11 protein-coding genes are annotated in these 15592 nt (G+C 70.3%); 3 read left to right on the top strand and 8 right to left on the bottom strand.

Annotated elements, in window-relative coordinates; translation table 11 throughout:
• Positions 1-3: 3 nt before the first annotated feature.
• The 4 genes from BM417_RS30945 to BM417_RS30930 are packed head-to-tail and all read right to left on the bottom strand — an operon-like array spanning position 4 to position 4287.
• Positions 4-738, bottom strand: a complete 735-nt coding sequence (locus BM417_RS30945) for an alpha/beta fold hydrolase (protein WP_093601842.1) — start codon at positions 736-738, stop codon at positions 4-6.
• Between the two features lie 13 nt (positions 739-751).
• Positions 752-1942, bottom strand: coding sequence for a DNA polymerase IV (dinB, locus tag BM417_RS30940; protein ID WP_093601840.1), 1191 nt, complete (start codon positions 1940-1942; stop codon positions 752-754).
• Between the two features lie 35 nt (positions 1943-1977).
• Positions 1978-2943 carry a serine hydrolase domain-containing protein gene (locus tag BM417_RS30935; RefSeq protein ID WP_177320689.1) on the bottom strand — a complete coding sequence of 322 codons (966 nt, stop codon included), beginning with the start codon at positions 2941-2943 and terminating at the stop codon, positions 1978-1980.
• Positions 2944-2952: 9 nt separating this feature from the next.
• Positions 2953-4287, bottom strand: a complete 1335-nt coding sequence (locus BM417_RS30930) for an MFS transporter (RefSeq protein WP_143138868.1) — start codon at positions 4285-4287, stop codon at positions 2953-2955.
• Positions 4288-4452: 165 nt separating this feature from the next.
• Between BM417_RS30930 and BM417_RS30925 the strand changes: the two genes are divergently transcribed.
• Both BM417_RS30925 and BM417_RS30920 read left to right on the top strand, forming a co-directional pair.
• A complete protein-coding gene (locus BM417_RS30925; RefSeq protein ID WP_245822267.1) occupies positions 4453-6018 on the top strand; it encodes an ArnT family glycosyltransferase in 1566 nt (521 codons plus the stop codon).
• A 130-nt stretch (positions 6019-6148) separates the two neighbouring features.
• Entirely contained in the window at positions 6149-7954 is a 1806-nt protein-coding gene (locus BM417_RS30920) for a trypsin-like serine protease (RefSeq protein WP_093601837.1), read from the top strand.
• Positions 7955-8025: 71 nt separating this feature from the next.
• Here BM417_RS30920 and BM417_RS30915 read toward each other — a convergent pair whose 3' ends face one another.
• Positions 8026-9558, bottom strand: a complete 1533-nt coding sequence (locus BM417_RS30915) for a S8 family serine peptidase (protein ID WP_093601835.1) — start codon at positions 9556-9558, stop codon at positions 8026-8028.
• Positions 9559-9579: 21 nt separating this feature from the next.
• Positions 9580-11142, bottom strand: a complete 1563-nt coding sequence (locus BM417_RS30910; protein ID WP_093601833.1) for a S8 family peptidase — start codon at positions 11140-11142, stop codon at positions 9580-9582.
• 136 nt (positions 11143-11278) lie between these two features.
• On the opposite strand from BM417_RS30910, the gene BM417_RS30905 reads away from it, so the two are divergent.
• Complete coding sequence (locus tag BM417_RS30905) at positions 11279-14176, top strand: ATP-binding protein (protein ID WP_245822266.1); 2898 nt, start codon at positions 11279-11281, stop codon at positions 14174-14176.
• Here the strand turns inward: BM417_RS30905 and BM417_RS30900 are convergent.
• On the bottom strand, positions 14153-14992 hold the full coding sequence (locus tag BM417_RS30900; RefSeq protein WP_245822265.1) for an SDR family NAD(P)-dependent oxidoreductase: 840 nt from the start codon (positions 14990-14992) through the stop codon (positions 14153-14155). The two genes, BM417_RS30905 and BM417_RS30900, sit on opposite strands and share 24 nt — an antisense overlap.
• Positions 14989-15558, bottom strand: coding sequence for a TetR/AcrR family transcriptional regulator (locus BM417_RS30895; protein WP_093601827.1), 570 nt, complete (start codon positions 15556-15558; stop codon positions 14989-14991). Before BM417_RS30895 ends, BM417_RS30900 begins: the two co-directional genes overlap by 4 nt.
• Positions 15559-15592 lie beyond the last annotated feature (34 nt).

Raw genomic sequence — 15592 nt, 5'->3', positions numbered from 1 at the left:
CGTTCACTCCACAGTGTTGTTCAGGAACCGTTCCAGCACCCCGTTGAACTCGGGCGCCTCCGGCACGAGATGGCCTCGGCCCTCGCACACGGCCCGCTCGGCGCCGGTCTCCTGCGCGATCGTGTCGCAGATGGCCTCGTACGCCTCGCTGTGGCCGCCGGAGACCACCAGGATCGGGAACCCGGCGTCGCGCAGGGCTTTCAGCGGCGGCTCGGCCTCGTCCGGCAGCCGTGCGCCCAGCAACTGCCGCATGCCCTTGACCAACGTCTCGTGCGGCTCGTCGGGAACCTCCACCGGCACGCCCGTGACCTGGAAGAACCTCCGCAGCCCCGTCGCCGGATCGACCTGGGAGCCGATCAGGTCGCGCAGTGCGGCCGCGTACTCGTCCACGGCGGGAACTCCGCGCGCCACGCCGCTGCACGGTGGCTCGATGACCGTCAGCGAGCGCACGTTCTCCGGTCGCGACGCCGCCGCGTACATCGAGACGATGCCGCCGTAGGAGAGGCCGACGAGGTGGCTCGGCTCGTCCAGCAGCTGCTCGGCGACGAGCGCGGCCTCCGGTTCGAAGTCCTGTCGCGCGGGCGGTGACTGGCCGTGGCCAGGACGGTCCGGCGCGAGCAGCGTCCATCGTTCGGTCAACGGCCGCTGAGCCCGCCAGGACTCCCGGCCGCCGAGCACGCCGCCGTGCACCAGCACCACGCGCGGACCCTGGCCCCAGCGGTGAACGTGCAGTCGCATGATCAGAGCGTAATCAGTCCGGCAGCAACGGCACGGAGATGCCCGGATCCCGTCCCAGCAGCGCCGCCCGCGTCACCGACCTGGACCCGAAGCGGTCGCGCACGTCGTCCAGGGCGGCGTCCAGGGCGGCTGGCTTCTGCTCCTCGAACGGCAGCGTCATCTGCATCGGCGCGTCGTTCTGGAGATTCGTGAGGGACACGCCCAGCAACGTGATGCCACGCCCTTCGATCAACGGCATGGCGGTGCCGAGCAACTCCCTCGCCGACGCCAGCAGCACCTCGGTCTCCGTCGTCGGATGCCTCAGCGTGTGGGAACGGGTCGCGCGGGTGAAGTCGGCGAACCGCAGGCGCAGCACCACGGTCCGGCACGCGCGGTGGGCCGTGCGCAGCCGCCGCGAGATGCCGTCGATCAGCGAGGCGAGGATGGCGTCGAGGTCGTCACGCGTGCGTTCGCGGCGGCCCAGCGCGCGCTGCGAGCCGATCGACTGACGGCGTCGTCCTGTGTGGACCGGACGGGGATCATGGTTGTGCGCCAGCGCGAACAGGTGCCTGCCCGCCGCCCGGCCGATCATCGAGACCAGTGCCACCTCGCCCAGAGCGGCGACCTCGCCGACCGTGCGCAGGCCCAGGCCGTGCAACTTGGCCGCCGTCACCTCGCCGACGCCCCAGAGTCGTTCGACCGGCAGCGGGTGCAGGAACTCCAGTTCGTGGTCGGCGGGTACGACCAGCAGCCCGTCCGGCTTGGCGACCCCGCTGGCGACCTTGGCGAGGAACTTCGTGCGCGCCACCCCGACCGTGATCGGCAGGCCGACCTGCTCCAGCACGACCGCCCGCAGTCGTGCGGCGATCACCTCGGGCGGTCCGGCGATCCGGTGCAGGCCACCGACGTCGAGGAACGCCTCGTCGATCGACAGGCCCTCGACCAGCGGTGTCGTGTCGCGGAACACCTCGAACACCGCCTTGCTCGCGGTGGAGTAGGCCGACATCCGCGGCGGTACGACGATCGCGTGCGGGCACAGTCTCCGCGCCGCTGCCCCGCCCATCGCCGTGCGCACGCCGAACGCCCTGGCCTCGTAACTCGCGGCCAGCACCACCCCGCCGCCCACGATCACCGGGCGGCCGCGCAGGCTCGGATCGTCCCGTTGCTCGACGGACGCGTAGAAGGCGTCCAGGTCGGCGTGCAGGATCGGGGTGCTCACGAACACATGTTCGCATCCGTCACCCGTTCAGAACAGTGTCGTCAGGACATGAGCGCACGGGCGATCGGCCAGGCACCGGGCGAGGTGTTCGACAGCACCGTGATGGTCGTGCCGGTGTGCGGGTCGTGAGTGGACTTGAAGGACTCGCCGGCGTCGTACCCGGCGAGGATCACGGTGTCGCTGGTCTCGTGCAGCCAGAAGCCGAGGCCGTAGCGCAGGGACTCCTCCGGAACGTCGTGGCGGGGCCGCGTCACCTCCTCGGCGAGGTCGCCGGCGAACAACGCCCTCCAGAACTTCGACATGTCGCCTGCTGTGGTGTGGATGCCGCCGTCGCCGGTCGCCAGCACGGGCAGGTGGAAGACGTTGGAGCGGTCGAGTCCCTCCAGATAGCCCACGGCCGCGTCGGCGGGCAGTTCGTCGGAACGCAGGAAGCCCGTCCTGGTCATGTCCGCGGGCCGGAGCACGCGTTCGCGGACGAGGTCGTGGTAACCCTGCCCGCCGGCCCGTTCGGCCAGCAGCGCGAGCACGACATAGCCGCCGTTGCAGTAACCGAACCGCTCACCGGCCTTGAACTTCGTGGGATGCCCGTCGAGCAACGGCAGGAACGCCTCGGTCGAGGTCAGCAGGTGCACGGCGCCGATCACGTAGTCGTTGGCCTCCCAGTCGCCTTCCTCGTCGAGGTAGTCGCCGATGCCGGACGTGTGCGTGAGCAGGTGTTCGACCGTCACGTCGTCGGCGATCAGCGGAAGGTCGTCGTCCAGCAACGAGCGGGCGGTGGTGTCGAGCGTGAGCGCGCCTTCACGGATCAGGGAGAGCACGGTCAGCGCGGTGAACCCCTTGCCGCCGCTGGCGATGCCGAACCTGGTGTCCACGGTGTTGGGCACGCCGTACGCGCGGTTGGCGAGCCCGTAGGCCTTCGCGAACTCGATCTCTCCGGCGTGGTCGATCTGCACCACGCCGGAGAAACCGGTGTCCGCGGCGATCTTGTCGATGTCTCCCAACGGCATTCGCGCAGGCTAGCCCTGCGTCAAGGTCGCGCCGAAACGGTTTTCCGGTGACCGGATCCCGCGTAGCAACGCCAGCGGTGCCACCGCCACGACCGCGGCCAGCACGAAGCCGAGCCGGAAGGACGCTCCTCCCGTGAGCAACGCCGCCGCGACCTGGACGCCCAGCGCCGCACCGATCGCCCGTGCGATCCCGCACGTGGCCGCCGCGACGCCGGTGTCCCGCTCACCGGCCGAGGAGATCGCGGCGGTGTAGGTGGCCGTGGACGCGGTCCCGACGCCGAGCCCGAGCGTCACCAGCATTCCCACCGCGATCTGCCACGGCACCTCGTGCCATCCGGCGACGAACAACGTGCCCGCGGCGGTGAGCGTCAAACCGGCGGCCATGGCGGTCCTGGTTCCCGCCCGCCGCGCGAACACCCCGGACAACGGCCCGACCACGACGGCGACCAGCACGGTGGGGAAGAGGTACAGGCTGATCTCGCTGGCCGTCGCGCCGAACCCGGAAAGCAGTTGCGGCACCAGGAAGTACGTCGCCGAGTAACTCGCCCCGAGCGCCCCGGCCGTGAGACTCGCCCTCCACACCGACCGCAGGACACCGAGATCGACCAGCGGATGTTCGGCGCGGCGCTCGACCGCGACCCAGCCGAGTCCGAACGCGACGGTCAGCGCGAGCAGCATCAGAGCGGTGAGAGGTTCTTGCGGGGCCAGGAAAAGCGCCAGCATGAGCGTGGCGAGGGCGAGTGCCAGCAACACTCCGCCCGGCCAGTCCAGCCGGGTTCGTCTCACCTGCCAGGGCCCCGGCAACGCGACCGGCGCGACGATCGCCACGGCGGCCACGACGAGAGCCGGCAGCAGGAACATCCACTGCCGCGAGAACGCGTCGGCGAGCGGCCCGGCGGCGAGCACGCCCAGTCCGCTGCCGACCGTGAACAGGCCCGTGAGCACGCCGATCGCGACTGGCGTGTCCTTGAAGAGCTGCCGTGCCAGCACGAACGACACCGGCAGCACTCCGCCGCCCAGGCCCTGCAGGAACTGCCCGAGCAGGATCACCGGGAACGTCGTCGCGAACGCCGACAGCACGGCCCCGGCCACGATGCACCAGGTGAGCACGAGCAGGGTCCGGCGCCCGCCGCGGTCGTCCGCGATCTTCGCGACGATCGGCATGGTGATCGCCGACGTGATGATCAACGTCGTGGACAGCAGGCCGGCCTGGGCGGGGTCGAGGCCGAGCTCGCGTTGCAGCAGCGGGAGCGCGGGGAACGGGATGCTTTCCAGGGCGCCGATCGTGACGGCCAACGCCGCCAGGACGGCCATCGCGGGTCGGGTCGATCTGAGCGTGGTCACGGCTGGTCTCCCTCGTCCGGGGGCCAGTAAAGCTACAAGGTGTAGCTGAAATGCGACAGGGTCTTTCGCAACAATCTGTTGCGTAAGTGTGGAGCAACCTAAACGGCGGGCATCCCGTTTCGGAGAGTGTCGGGTTGTTCACCCATCTGAAAGGACCGCGCGGCCTTGTCGCTCGCCACGATCCAGCGCCCCACCGAGGTGTCCCTGCCGCCCGCACGGGTGAGAGCACCTCGGCGGTGGCTGTTCGGGCTCGCCGCGGCCGTGCTCCTGGCCCAGATGGCCATCGCGATGATCACCACGGCGGTCCGGCAGACACCGACCATCGACGAGCCGGTCTACATCGGCACGGCGGTCGTCTACCTGGAACAGCACAGCCTTCGGTACAACCCGGAGCACCCGCCGCTGGGCAAGCTGATCATGGCGACCGGGCTGGCGTTCGCCGACGTGCGTCTGGACCCGGACTTCCAGGGCGATCAGACGGAGCTCGGCCGGCACCTGCTCTACGAGTCGGGCAACGACCCGGCGAAGCTGGTGCTGTCGGCCAGACTGCCGATGATCGTGCTCACGCTGCTGTTCGGCGTGGTCGTGTTCCTGTTCGCCACGGACATCACGAACAGATCAGGCGGGCTCGTCGCACTGGCCCTCTACGCGTTCTCGCCCGACCTCATCGCGCACGGATCGCTGGCCACGCTGGACGTTCCGGCCGCCGGGTTCGTGCTCACGTCGGTCTGGCTGGTGTGGCGGGCGCGCGCCAACCCCGCGCTCTACCTGCCGCTCGCCGGACTGGCCCTCGGCGCGGCACTGGCGACGAAGATGAACACCCTGGCCGCCGTCCCGGTGGTGCTGTTCCTGGTGTTCTGGCAGGCCCGCGCCAAAGCCGCGCTCGCCGTAGCGCTGCTCGCGCTCGCGGTCGTGTGGGTGTCCTACCTCGCCGTGGATCCGTTGCTGCACTGGGAGTCCCCGCCGGACCTGCCGTCCGCGCCGGTCGGCTGGCTGCCGTTCCCCGAGCCCTACCTCGACGGGATGCGCGTCCAGGCCGGCTTCGAGAACCGGGTGTGGGGCGGCTATCTCTTCGGCACGCACTACGAGGGTTCGCACTGGTACTACCTGCCGGCCGCGTTGCTGGTGAAGACACCGCTGGGCGCACTGCTCCTCTGGGCCGCCGCGGTCGTCGCCCTGATCAAACGGCCTGCGGCGGCGTACGTTCTGGCACCCGCGGCCGTGCTGCTGGCCGTGGCCATGACCGGCAGCCGTGACCTCGGCGTCCGGTACGCGATCTTCGTGCCGATGTTCCTCGCGGTCGCCGCCGCGGTGGTCGCACACCGGCGCTGGGCCAGGATCGCGGTCGCACTGGTCGCCGCGAGTTCACTGTGGACGTTCCCGTACTACCTGCCGTACTCCAACGAGGTGTTCGGCGGCCCGTCGAAGACCCACCTGCACCTGCACGACTCGAACGTCGACTGGGGCCAGGACCTGGGGCGGCTGGCCGAGCGCCTGAAGCGCTATCCCGGCGAACGCCTGTGGCTCGTCTACAAGGGTGCGGGAGTGCCCGAGTACTACGGGATCCGCGCGGACGACCCGCGCAAGGTGCCGGAGGACCAGGTGCACGGGCTGCTGGTCGTGTCCAACACGGCCATCGCGAAGGCCGACGACCTTCTCCGGGCGTTGATCGACACGAGCGCGCCCATCGACGTCGTGGGCCACTCCATCACGATCTTCCGCAGGGCATAGGGAGAAAGTTCCGTACCCCTACGGATGCGGACCCTGATTGTTCCGCACGTGCGCGCCTCCGACAGTGATCGCAGCGAACGACCGCCGCCCCTGCCCTGAGGTGGGCGTTCCTGATCCGAGAGGAACCAACGTGACGAGAACACCACGGTCCTGGGGCCTGCTGGCCCTGGTCGCGGCCACGGTGCTGGCACCCGTCAGCATCGCGAACGCCGCGCCACCGAACGCCCCTGCGGCCAACTACCTGGGGGACACCGTCCCCGCGAACCTCGGTGACGCCTCGCCCATGTTCGTCGGCGGGCAGAACGCCACCGTGAGCGAGTTCCCCGGCATCGTCGCGGGCATCCGCGCCGGTGGCACCCGGCCGGAGGGACAGACCTGCTCCGGCACGGTCGTGGCGCCGCGCAAGATCCTGATCGCGGCGCACTGCGCGGATGCCCAGGGGGAGAAGAAGTTCGTCTACGGGCTCGACGACCTCAAGGACTACAAGGGCGGCGCCGGCACCGGTTTCGCCGTGAACGTCGTCAGCTACAAGAAGCACCCGAAGTACGTCAACTTCGACCAGGGCTACGACGTCGCCGTCGTGACCGTGGACCGCGACATCGCCCTGAAGGGCGGCGCCGCGTACCCGAAGTTCGCCACCTCCGCCGACTCCGGCGGTGCCGCGCCGGGCAAGACGGGCCTCGGTTTCGGCTACGGCAAGAAGGACTTCAACGACAACTCGCAGGACGTCACGCTCGACAAGGCGAGCCTGCCGGTCGTCAACGGCGACAGCGTGTGCCAGGGCGTCGGCGCGGGCTTCAAGTCGGCGACCATGATCTGTGCCGGGTACTCCGACGGCCGGATCTCGATCCTGCCCGGTGACAGCGGCGGCCCGCTGATCTTCGACGACAAGATCTACGGCGTCGCGTCGTGGAGCCGGTCGGACTTCAAGTGGTACTCGGTCTACGGCCGCCTCGACAACGAGATGGGCGACTGGGTGAAGACCGAGGTCGGCGAGCAGCCCCCGGTCGGTGACTTCGGGCTGACCGTCGCGCCGGGCAGCGGTTCGGTCGCGGCCGGCAAGACGATCTCGGCCGGCATCACCACCACTGCCGGTTCGGGCGGTGCGGAGAACGCCACGTTGTCCGCGTCCGGCCTGCCCAGCGGCGTCAAGGCGGTCTTCCAGCCGACGTCGGTGACCACCGGCAACTCGGCCAAGGTCACGTTCGACGCCGCCACCTCGGCACCGAACGGCACCTACGAGGTCTCGATCACGGGTACGACGTCGAGCGGCAAGACGGCGTCCGGCAGGTACTCGCTGACCGTCACCGGTGGCGGCGACCCGCAGCCGGGTGACTTCACGCTGGGAGCCTCGCCGAGCAGTGTGAAGGCGGCCAAGGGGAAGTACGTCTCCACCACGATCTCGTCGAACGGCGACGGTCAGACGATCACCCTGTCGGCGAGCGGTGTGCCCAGCGGGGTGAAGGCCACGTTCCAGCCGGCCTCGGTCGGCGCGGGCAGCTCGTCCAAGCTGACGCTGGACGTCTCCGGCACCGCGACCGCCGGTACCTCCAGCATCACGGTGACCGGCACCGACGCGGGCGGAAAGACCGCCACCACAACGGTGTCGCTGACGGTCGAGGGCACCGAGCCGCCCACCGGTGAGGTCACGGTGACCGCGTCGCCGTCGTCGGCCGTCGTCAAGCAGGGCCTGCTGGCCCAGACCGTGGTGAAGGCCAGTGGTGGCACCGGAAACCTGACGCTGACCGCGTCCGGTGTGCCCACCGGCGCCCAGATGTCGTTCAACCCGGCCACGGTCGGTCAGAACGGCAGCAGCAACGTCTGGATCTTCACCAACTTCTCCACCCCGCCCGGCACCTACCCGATCACCGTCAAGGCCACCTCGGCCGACGGGAAGACCGGCACGACGACGTTCACGCTGACCGTCACCCGCTAGACCCCGTTGGGGGAACAGGGAAGAGCCCCGGAGCCACATCGGCTCCGGGGCTCGTTTCCGTTGCGGGAGAGTCAGACCGTTAGGGTCCAGGTGTCGATGTTGCCGACGTCGTAGGTGTAGATGTCCTTCACCTGAAGCTTCCACGTGCCGTTGCGCGCCTCGGAGGACAGGTCAACGGTGTAGGTCTCGTGGATGCCGCCGGACGACGAAGCCCCGCCGGCCTTCTTGAGGACGTAGGTCCTGCCGGACGGGCTGACCAGGTCGACGGCCAGGTCGCCGGTGTAGGTGTGGTTGATGTCGACCTTGACGGTTGCCGAGGCCGTGGAGTTGCCGGTGCAGCCCGAGATCGTGACCGACGACGAGACGGCGGTGCCGGTGTCCGGAATGGACACGTCGTCGCCGTTCGTGCCGGGGCCGCACTGCGGGTCGGGTCCGCCGCCGATGAAACCGCTGTACAGCAGCTTGTTCGGCGAACCGGAACCCGGGTTGGTGACCTTGCCGGAGGTGGCGTTGTTCACCAGGGCGTCGCGCAGGGCCTGTGGGCTCGCGGACGGGTTGGCCGACAGGTACAGGGCCGCGACCCCCGCGACGTGCGGGGTGGCCATGGACGTGCCGGACATGTTCGTGCTGCCGCCGTTCAGTCCCAGCGAGGTGATGTTGTCACCCGGCGCGAAGATGTCCGTGCAGGTGCCGTAGTTCGAGAACGAGGCACGCGCGTCGTTGGACGAGGTCGCGTTCACCGTGATCAGCGACGCGATCTTGGCGGGGCCGGTGGAGCAGGCGTCGGTCGAGCTGTTGCCCGACGCGACGGCCATCTGCACGCCGGAGGCGACCATACCGGCGATGGCGTCGTTGCCGATGTCGGCGGTGTCGAAGGTCCAGGAAGCGTTGACCACGGCGGGTTTCTTGGCGTTCGCCGTGATCCACTCGATGGCCTTGACGCCGGCCGAGTCGGGGCCGTTGCCGGTGCAGCTCGTGCCGAGCATGCGGACCGAGACCAGCTTGGCCTTCTTCGCCACGCCGTAGGTCTTCGAGCCGACCGTGCCGGCCACGTGCGTGCCGTGGCCGGAGCAGTCCTGGCCGTTCTGGCCGTCCTCGATGAAGTCGGCGCCCACGGACGCACGGCCCTCGAAGTCGGCGATCGACGTCTTCACACCGGTGTCGGTGATGTAGACCGTCACGTTCGACGCGCCGCCGCTGGGGTAGTTGAACTTCTTGTCCAGCGGCAGTGAGGCCTGGTCCACGCGGTCCAGACCCCACGTCGGGTTGTCCTGCACGTCCAACGCCTTCGCGGTGCCGTCCTGGTAGACGGCCTTGACGGCGGGGTCGGCCGCCAGCTTCCGCGCGGCGGCCTCGGTCAGGTTCTTGACCTGGAAGCCGCGCATGGCGTGGGAGAACACGGCGTCGAGGTCGCCGCCGTACTTCTGGGTGAGCGCGCTCGACGTCGACTGGATGGCGGCGCCGGGCTTGAGCGAGACGATGAAGCTGCCGCCGGCCGCGGGGTTGCGGGCCTTGACGAAGTCCGCTTCAGCCGCCTGAGCCGGGGTGGCCAGCAGGGCGGAGGCGACGATGAGAACGGCGAGCCCGCAGGTGGTGCGGTGCATGGGAAGTCCTTCCGGTGCTCGTCAGAACGTCAGGGTCCAGGTGTCGATGTTCCCGGCGTCGTAGGTCCAGACGTCGGTCACCTGCAACTTCCACGTGCCGTTGCGGTTCTCGGCGGACGCGTCGACCGTGAAGGTCTCGTGCACACCGGCGGACGAGGTCGCGCCGCGAGCCTTCTTGAGGCTGTAGGTCGCACCCGACGGACCGACCAGGTCGATGGCCAGGTCAGCGGTGTAGGGGTGGTTGATGTCGACCTTGACCTTGGTGGCGGTCGAGGCCTTGCCGGTGCAGCCGGTCACGTTCACCGACGACGTCACCGCCGTGTTGTTGTCCGGAATGGACACGTCGTCGCCGTTGGTGGCCGCGGCACACGGCTCGGGGTCCGGGCCACCGCCGCCGATGAAGCTGATGTTGAGCAGCTTGTTCGGCGAGCCCTGGAGGTCGGTGATCTTGCCGGTGGTGGCGTTGTTCACCAGTGCGTCGCGAACCTGGGCAGGGGTTGCGGACGGGTTCGCGGACGCGTACAGAGCGGCGGCGCCGACGACGTGCGGGGTGGCCATCGAGGTGCCGCCCATCGACGTGGTGCCGCCGCCGTTCTTGGTCGACGTGATGTTCGAGCCGGGCCCGAAGAGGTCGACGCAGGAGCCCCAGTTCGACGCCTGCCCGCCGGTGTAGATCGAGCGCTTGTCGGCCGAGTCGCTGGCGGCCACCGTGATGGCCTCCGGCACGCGGGCGGGGGAGGTCTGGCAGGCGTCGCCGTTGTTGTTGCCCGCAGCCAGACCGAACGTCACGCCCGCCGCGATGGCGCGCTTCACCGCGTTGTCCACAGTGGAGTCCGCGCCGCCGCCGAGGCTCATGTTCGCCACCGCGGGCTTCGTCGCGTTCTGGGCCACCCAGTCGATGCCCTTGATGATCTGCGAGTACTGGCCGTTGCCGGAGCAGTCGAGCACGCGGACCGCGACCAGGCCGACCTTCTTGGCCACGCCGTACGTCTTCGACCCGACCGTGCCGGCGACGTGCGTGCCGTGGCCCTGGCAGTCCGAGGCGTCCGCGTCGTTGTCGATGAAGTCGTAACCGTCCTTGGCACGGCCCTCGAACTCGGTGTGCGCCTTGTAGATCCCGGTGTCCAGGATGTACGCGGTCACGTTCGGCGCGGTGTTCGGGTAGGTGTACTTCGCGTCGACGGGCAGGTTCGCCTGGTCGATCCGGTCCAGGCCCCACGTCGGGTTCGTCTGGGTGTCGGACATCCGCGCCCAGCCGTCCTGCTGCACGTAGGCCACCGCCGGGTCGGCCGCGAGCCTGCGCGCCGCCGCCTCGTCCAGCTTCACCGCGAAGCCGCGCACCGACGCGACGTAGGTGTTGCTGACCTTGCCGCCGTGCTTGCGGGCGAGGTCGAGCGCCTTGGCGTTGGTGGTGGGAACGTCACTGGCACCGTCCTTGAACACCACGATGTAGCTGCCCGCGACAGGGTCGGCGGTCTTCTGGATCGAAGCCGTCTGAGCGGAAACAGGGCTGCTCACCGCGGCGACGACGGCCAGGCCGATGCCCGTCGCCGCGAGCACGCGTGTTGTGCGATCAAGTCGCATCTCTGGTTCTCCGTTCTCCGGCCGCCTCGGCAGGGGTGGGCGACCACGTGCGGATCACCATCGGGCGAGCGGGAACGGCGAACAATCCGGATATCTCTACGTAGGGATACCCGTCTTTCACCTACCATCGGTGCGGATGAGCCGGACACCGAAGTCCAGGGCGCGGCGCTGCGACCCCGGCGGACTGATGCGCACCAGCTCGCCGGTGCTGGTGGGGCGAGGTGACCAGCTCGGCGCGCTGCGCGCCGCCGTGCCGAGCCACCCCGCGGTGATCATGATCGAGGGTGAGGCGGGCGTCGGTAAGTCACGCCTGGTGCGTGAGCTCCTCGACGCGGATCTCGGCCCGATCGTCGTCCTCATGGGCCACTGCCAGCCGGTGGGAGAGCCGTTCCCGTACGGCGCGGTGCTGGAGGCGTTGCGCGACTGCACGGAACGCTTGGCGCGCAACCATTCACGGCTGAGCCCGGTGTCGGGTGTGCTCGGTTCACTGTTACCGGAACTCGCCGAGTACCTGCCCGCGCCACCGCCGCCGACCGGTGATCCACGGGCCGACCGGCATCGGTTGTTCCGCGGGATGCGCGAGCTGATCGGCGTGCTCGGGCCGGTGCTGCTGGTCGTCGAGGACCTGCACTGGGCCGACGACGGATCCCGGCAGCTGCTGCGGTTCCTGATGGGCGACCCGCCGGCGAATCTGTCCATCGTGGTCACCTACCGGCGCGAGGACGTGCCGGGCGGTGTCCCCCTGGGATCGGCGTACCGGCCGCCCACCGGGATCACCAGCGCGTTGCTCGAACTCGGACCGCTCGACGTCGCGGAGGTGCGGGCGCTGACGTCCGCGATTCTCGACGGCGAGCCCGTGTCGCTGGAGTTCGCGGCCAAGCTGCACGAGCGCACGGCGGGCATCCCGTTCGTGGTCGAGGAAACGTTGCGGGCGTTGCGGAATCCCGCCGGAGCCGTGCACGCGGACGGTGCCACGGCTCGACGGTTGCTCGACAACGTGGAGGTGCCCGTGCTGCTGCGTGACGCCATCGCGGAGCGCCTGGCCGCGTTGCCCGCCGCTGCCACGCGGTTGGTCCAGGCCGCCGCCGTGCTGGGCGCGCCCGCGTCCGTTGAACTGCTCGGCGAGGTGGCCGAGATCAGTGAGAGTCGTGCCGCCCTGACACACGCGCTGACGGGCCATGTTCTGCACGAGGTCGACGCACGGCGGTACGGCTTCCGGCACGCGCTGGCTCAGCAGGCCGTGTACGACACGTTGGGCGGACCGGACCGGCAGGAGTTGCACCGCCGTGCCGTCGAGGTGCTCGACCAGGTCGAACCGCGTCCGCTGGTCCAGCTCGCCGAACACAGCGAACGCGCCGGACGCACGTCCGAGTGGCTGCACTACGGCGAGGCCGCCGCGGACAGGGCCGTCGAGAACGGCGACGCGGCCACCGCCACCGCCCTGCTGCAACGGCTGCTGCTCGATCCCGCCGTGCCCGCGGCCGACGTCGACCGGCTCGCGATCAAGCTCGGCCAGATCGCCCACCAGGGCCTGGACCAGCTCGATCCGGCCGAGGCGCTGGAACGCCTGCTGTCCGACCGCCGCCTGTCGACCGCCGCGCGCGGCCAGGTGCGCCTGTACCGGGGCGTGCTGCTGATCCGGCAGGCGGGCGGTGTCGAGGAGGCCCGTTCCGAGCTCGAACGGGCGGTCGCCGACCTCACCGAGCGCCCGGACCTGGCCGCCCGCGGGGCCGCCGTGCTGGGACTGTCCTACCTGGGCGGCACCCCGATGAGCGAGGTGCTGCCGTGGCTCGGCCGGGCGGCCCGCGCCCGTGCGGAGTCCGACGATCCCGAGCTGAAGATGTCGTTGTACGCCAACGAGATCGGGTCGCGGATGCACACCGGTGACCCGGCCGTGCTGGAGCGCCTGGAGTTCCTGCCCGCCTCCACCCCGGGTGAGCTGCGCCAGCTCGCCCGCGCCCACTGCAACCTCGCCGACGCGCTGACCACGACCGGTCACTTCGAGCTGTGCGCCGACCTGCTGCGCAACGGCCTGCGGTACGCGGCGGAGTGCGGTGCCCCGTTCGTCGCGAGCACCGCGCACGCGACCAGGGCCCGGCTCGACTGGCTGACCGGCGACTGGGAGGGCCTCGCGGACCGGGCGCAGACCCTGCTCGACGAGTACCGCGACCTGTTTCCGCTGGCCAGCGAGCTGTGCCTGATCCTGGGTTCGCTGGCGACGGCGCGGGGCGAGTGGGCGGAGGCGACCAGCTACCTCACCGAGACCGGCGCGTTCGCCCCCGAGGAGTCGATCACACCGGTCGCCATCGCGGGCTGCGCGGCGCTCGCTCGCACGATGCTGGCCCAGGACGAGATCACCCGTGCCTGCGTCGATGTCGACCGCGGCCTGACGATCGTGCGCACCAAGGGCGTGTGGGTGTGGGCGACCGAACTCGGTCCGGTCGCCGTGGCCACGTTCCTCGCCGCCGGGCGCGAGACCGACGCCGAGACGCTGATCGAGGAGATCGCCGCCGGCATCGAGGGCCGGGACGCCCCGATGGCGTTCGCCGCGCTGGCCTGGTGCCGCGGCCTGCTCGCCGAGGCGCGCGGCCGGCTCGACCCCGCCGTGTCGCTCTACCGGGAGGCCGCCGACAGGTACTCGGCGTTGCCCGCGCCGTACCTCACCGCGCTGGTCGCCGAACGCGAGGCTGCGTGTCTTCTGCCCGGTGACCAGGAGAAGGCGGCGGAGATCCTGTCGGCGCTCGTCGACACGTTCGACGGCCTGGGCGCCACCCGTGACGCGGCCCGGTGCCGGCACCAGTTGCGCGGCATCGGTGGCGGCAAGCCGTCGCGGCGGGGCAGGCGTGGGTACGGCGACGAGCTGTCGCCGCGCGAGCAGGAGGTCGCGCGGCTGCTGGTCGCCGGGCACACCAACCGGAAGATCGCCGACGTGCTGTTCCTGTCGCCGCGGACCGTCGAGCAGCACGCGGCACGGGTGCTGCGCAAGCTCGGGGTGTCGTCGCGGGCCGAGCTACAGGCCGAGGACCTCGCCTAGGTCGAGGCCGGTCAGCTCACAGCTCTTGTCCCAGAGCTTCTTCGCGGTCTGCTCGTCGGTCATGTGCGCGTGCGGTTGTTCCAGGTGGGGCTTGCCGCGCAGGCCGAACTGACGCGGACCCCAGAGCTGCCCGCCTTCGACCGCTGGGTCCAGCACGGCGTGCACCGCCGGCCGTGCGCCGGAGTCCTTGCCGTGCAACAGGAGTCCGGCGATCCGGGTGGACGCGGGACGGGTGTGGACGCCCGGGCGTGAGGGGGTCAGGGAGTCCAGGGCTCCGCCGGGGTGGACGACGACGCTCATCGCCTTGCTGTGGGCCGCGCGCAGACGGCGGTCGAGTTCGAAGCCGAAGCTCATCTGGGCCAGCTCGGAGCGCCCGTAGGCGCGTTTCGTGTCGCGCTCCTCTAGGGACTGGAGGTCGTCGAGGTCGAGGCGTTCGGAGCGGGCGGCGAAGCTGCCGACCGTGATGATCCGGGCGGACGTGAGCAGGGGCGCCAGCCAGTAGGCGAGCGCGAAGTGGCCGAGATGGTTGGTGGCGAACAGGATCTCGGGCTCGGCATCGGCGATGCCCGCGTTGAACACGACCGCGTCGAGAGGATCGAGTCCGTCTGCCGAGGACTTCAACGACGGCAGGTCGGCCAGGTCCAGCGGCAGGTGGCGGACGACGGCGCCGGGGACGCGGGCGCGGATGGCGTCGGCGGCTGCGTCGGCCTTGGTCTGGGAACGGCTGCCGAGCACGACGGACGCGCCCGCCTCGGCGAGTTGTTCGGCGGTGAAGTAGCCGATGCCGGCGTTGCCGCCGGTGACCAGGACGTTCACAGGGCGGGCCATCCTCGCTTGAGATGGGCGAAGGCCTCGGCGAGCGCGGCGGCGCGATCGGGCCGGGCCGAGGCCAGGTCGGGGGTCTCCAGGACGTAGCGGGCCAGCACGTGCAGCGAGTCGTCGGGTTCGTCGACACCGGCGGCCTCGGCGAGCAGCGCGGCGAGCGTGTCCTGACAGGCGATCCAGACTGTGCGGGCGTAGGCCCACAGCGCCGGTGTGGCCAGGATCAGGTCCATGCGCCGCCGGTACTCCGCGGGCAGGTCCTCGCGGAACGGCGCCCGGCCGGCGAAGAAGGCGTGCAGGGCGTCGAGCGGGGAGGTGCCTTGCGGGCGTTCGCGGATCGCGGTTGTCAGGGAGGCCTCCCGCTCGCCGCTGTCGTCCAGGATCAGGGCTTCCTTGCCCGCCGGGAAGTGTGCGAACAGCGTCGCGATCGCGGTGTCCGCCGCTTCGGCGATCTCCTTCACGGTCACGTTGTCGTAGCCGCGTTCGAGGAAGAGTTCGAGTGCCGCGTCGGCCAGGGCCTTGCGGGTCGCCGCCTTCTTGCGGTCGCGTCTGCCCGTCATGGCGCCAGGATAGCCAGAACGGTTCCGAAACTGA

Origin of the sequence: Lentzea waywayandensis (assembly GCF_900115955.1) — a bacterium.
In the GTDB taxonomy this organism is placed as follows: Bacteria; Actinomycetota; Actinomycetes; order Mycobacteriales; family Pseudonocardiaceae; genus Lentzea; species Lentzea waywayandensis.
This window is presented reverse-complemented; position numbering and strand designations above follow the sequence as displayed.

What these genes read in the sequence shown, in the direction of transcription:
- BM417_RS30945 (WP_093601842.1), bottom strand. Translation starts at nt 738, where the DNA reads ATGCGACTGCACGTTCACCGCTGGGGCCAGGGTCCGCGCGTGGTGCTG.
- BM417_RS30935 (WP_177320689.1), bottom strand. Translation starts at nt 2,943, where the DNA reads ATGCCGTTGGGAGACATCGACAAGATCGCCGCGGACACCGGTTTCTCC.
- BM417_RS30915 (WP_093601835.1), bottom strand. Translation starts at nt 9,558, where the DNA reads ATGCACCGCACCACCTGCGGGCTCGCCGTTCTCATCGTCGCCTCCGCC.
- BM417_RS30910 (WP_093601833.1), bottom strand. Translation starts at nt 11,142, where the DNA reads ATGCGACTTGATCGCACAACACGCGTGCTCGCGGCGACGGGCATCGGC.
- BM417_RS30905 (WP_245822266.1), top strand. Translation starts at nt 11,279, where the DNA reads ATGAGCCGGACACCGAAGTCCAGGGCGCGGCGCTGCGACCCCGGCGGA.
- BM417_RS30895 (WP_093601827.1), bottom strand. Translation starts at nt 15,558, where the DNA reads ATGACGGGCAGACGCGACCGCAAGAAGGCGGCGACCCGCAAGGCCCTG.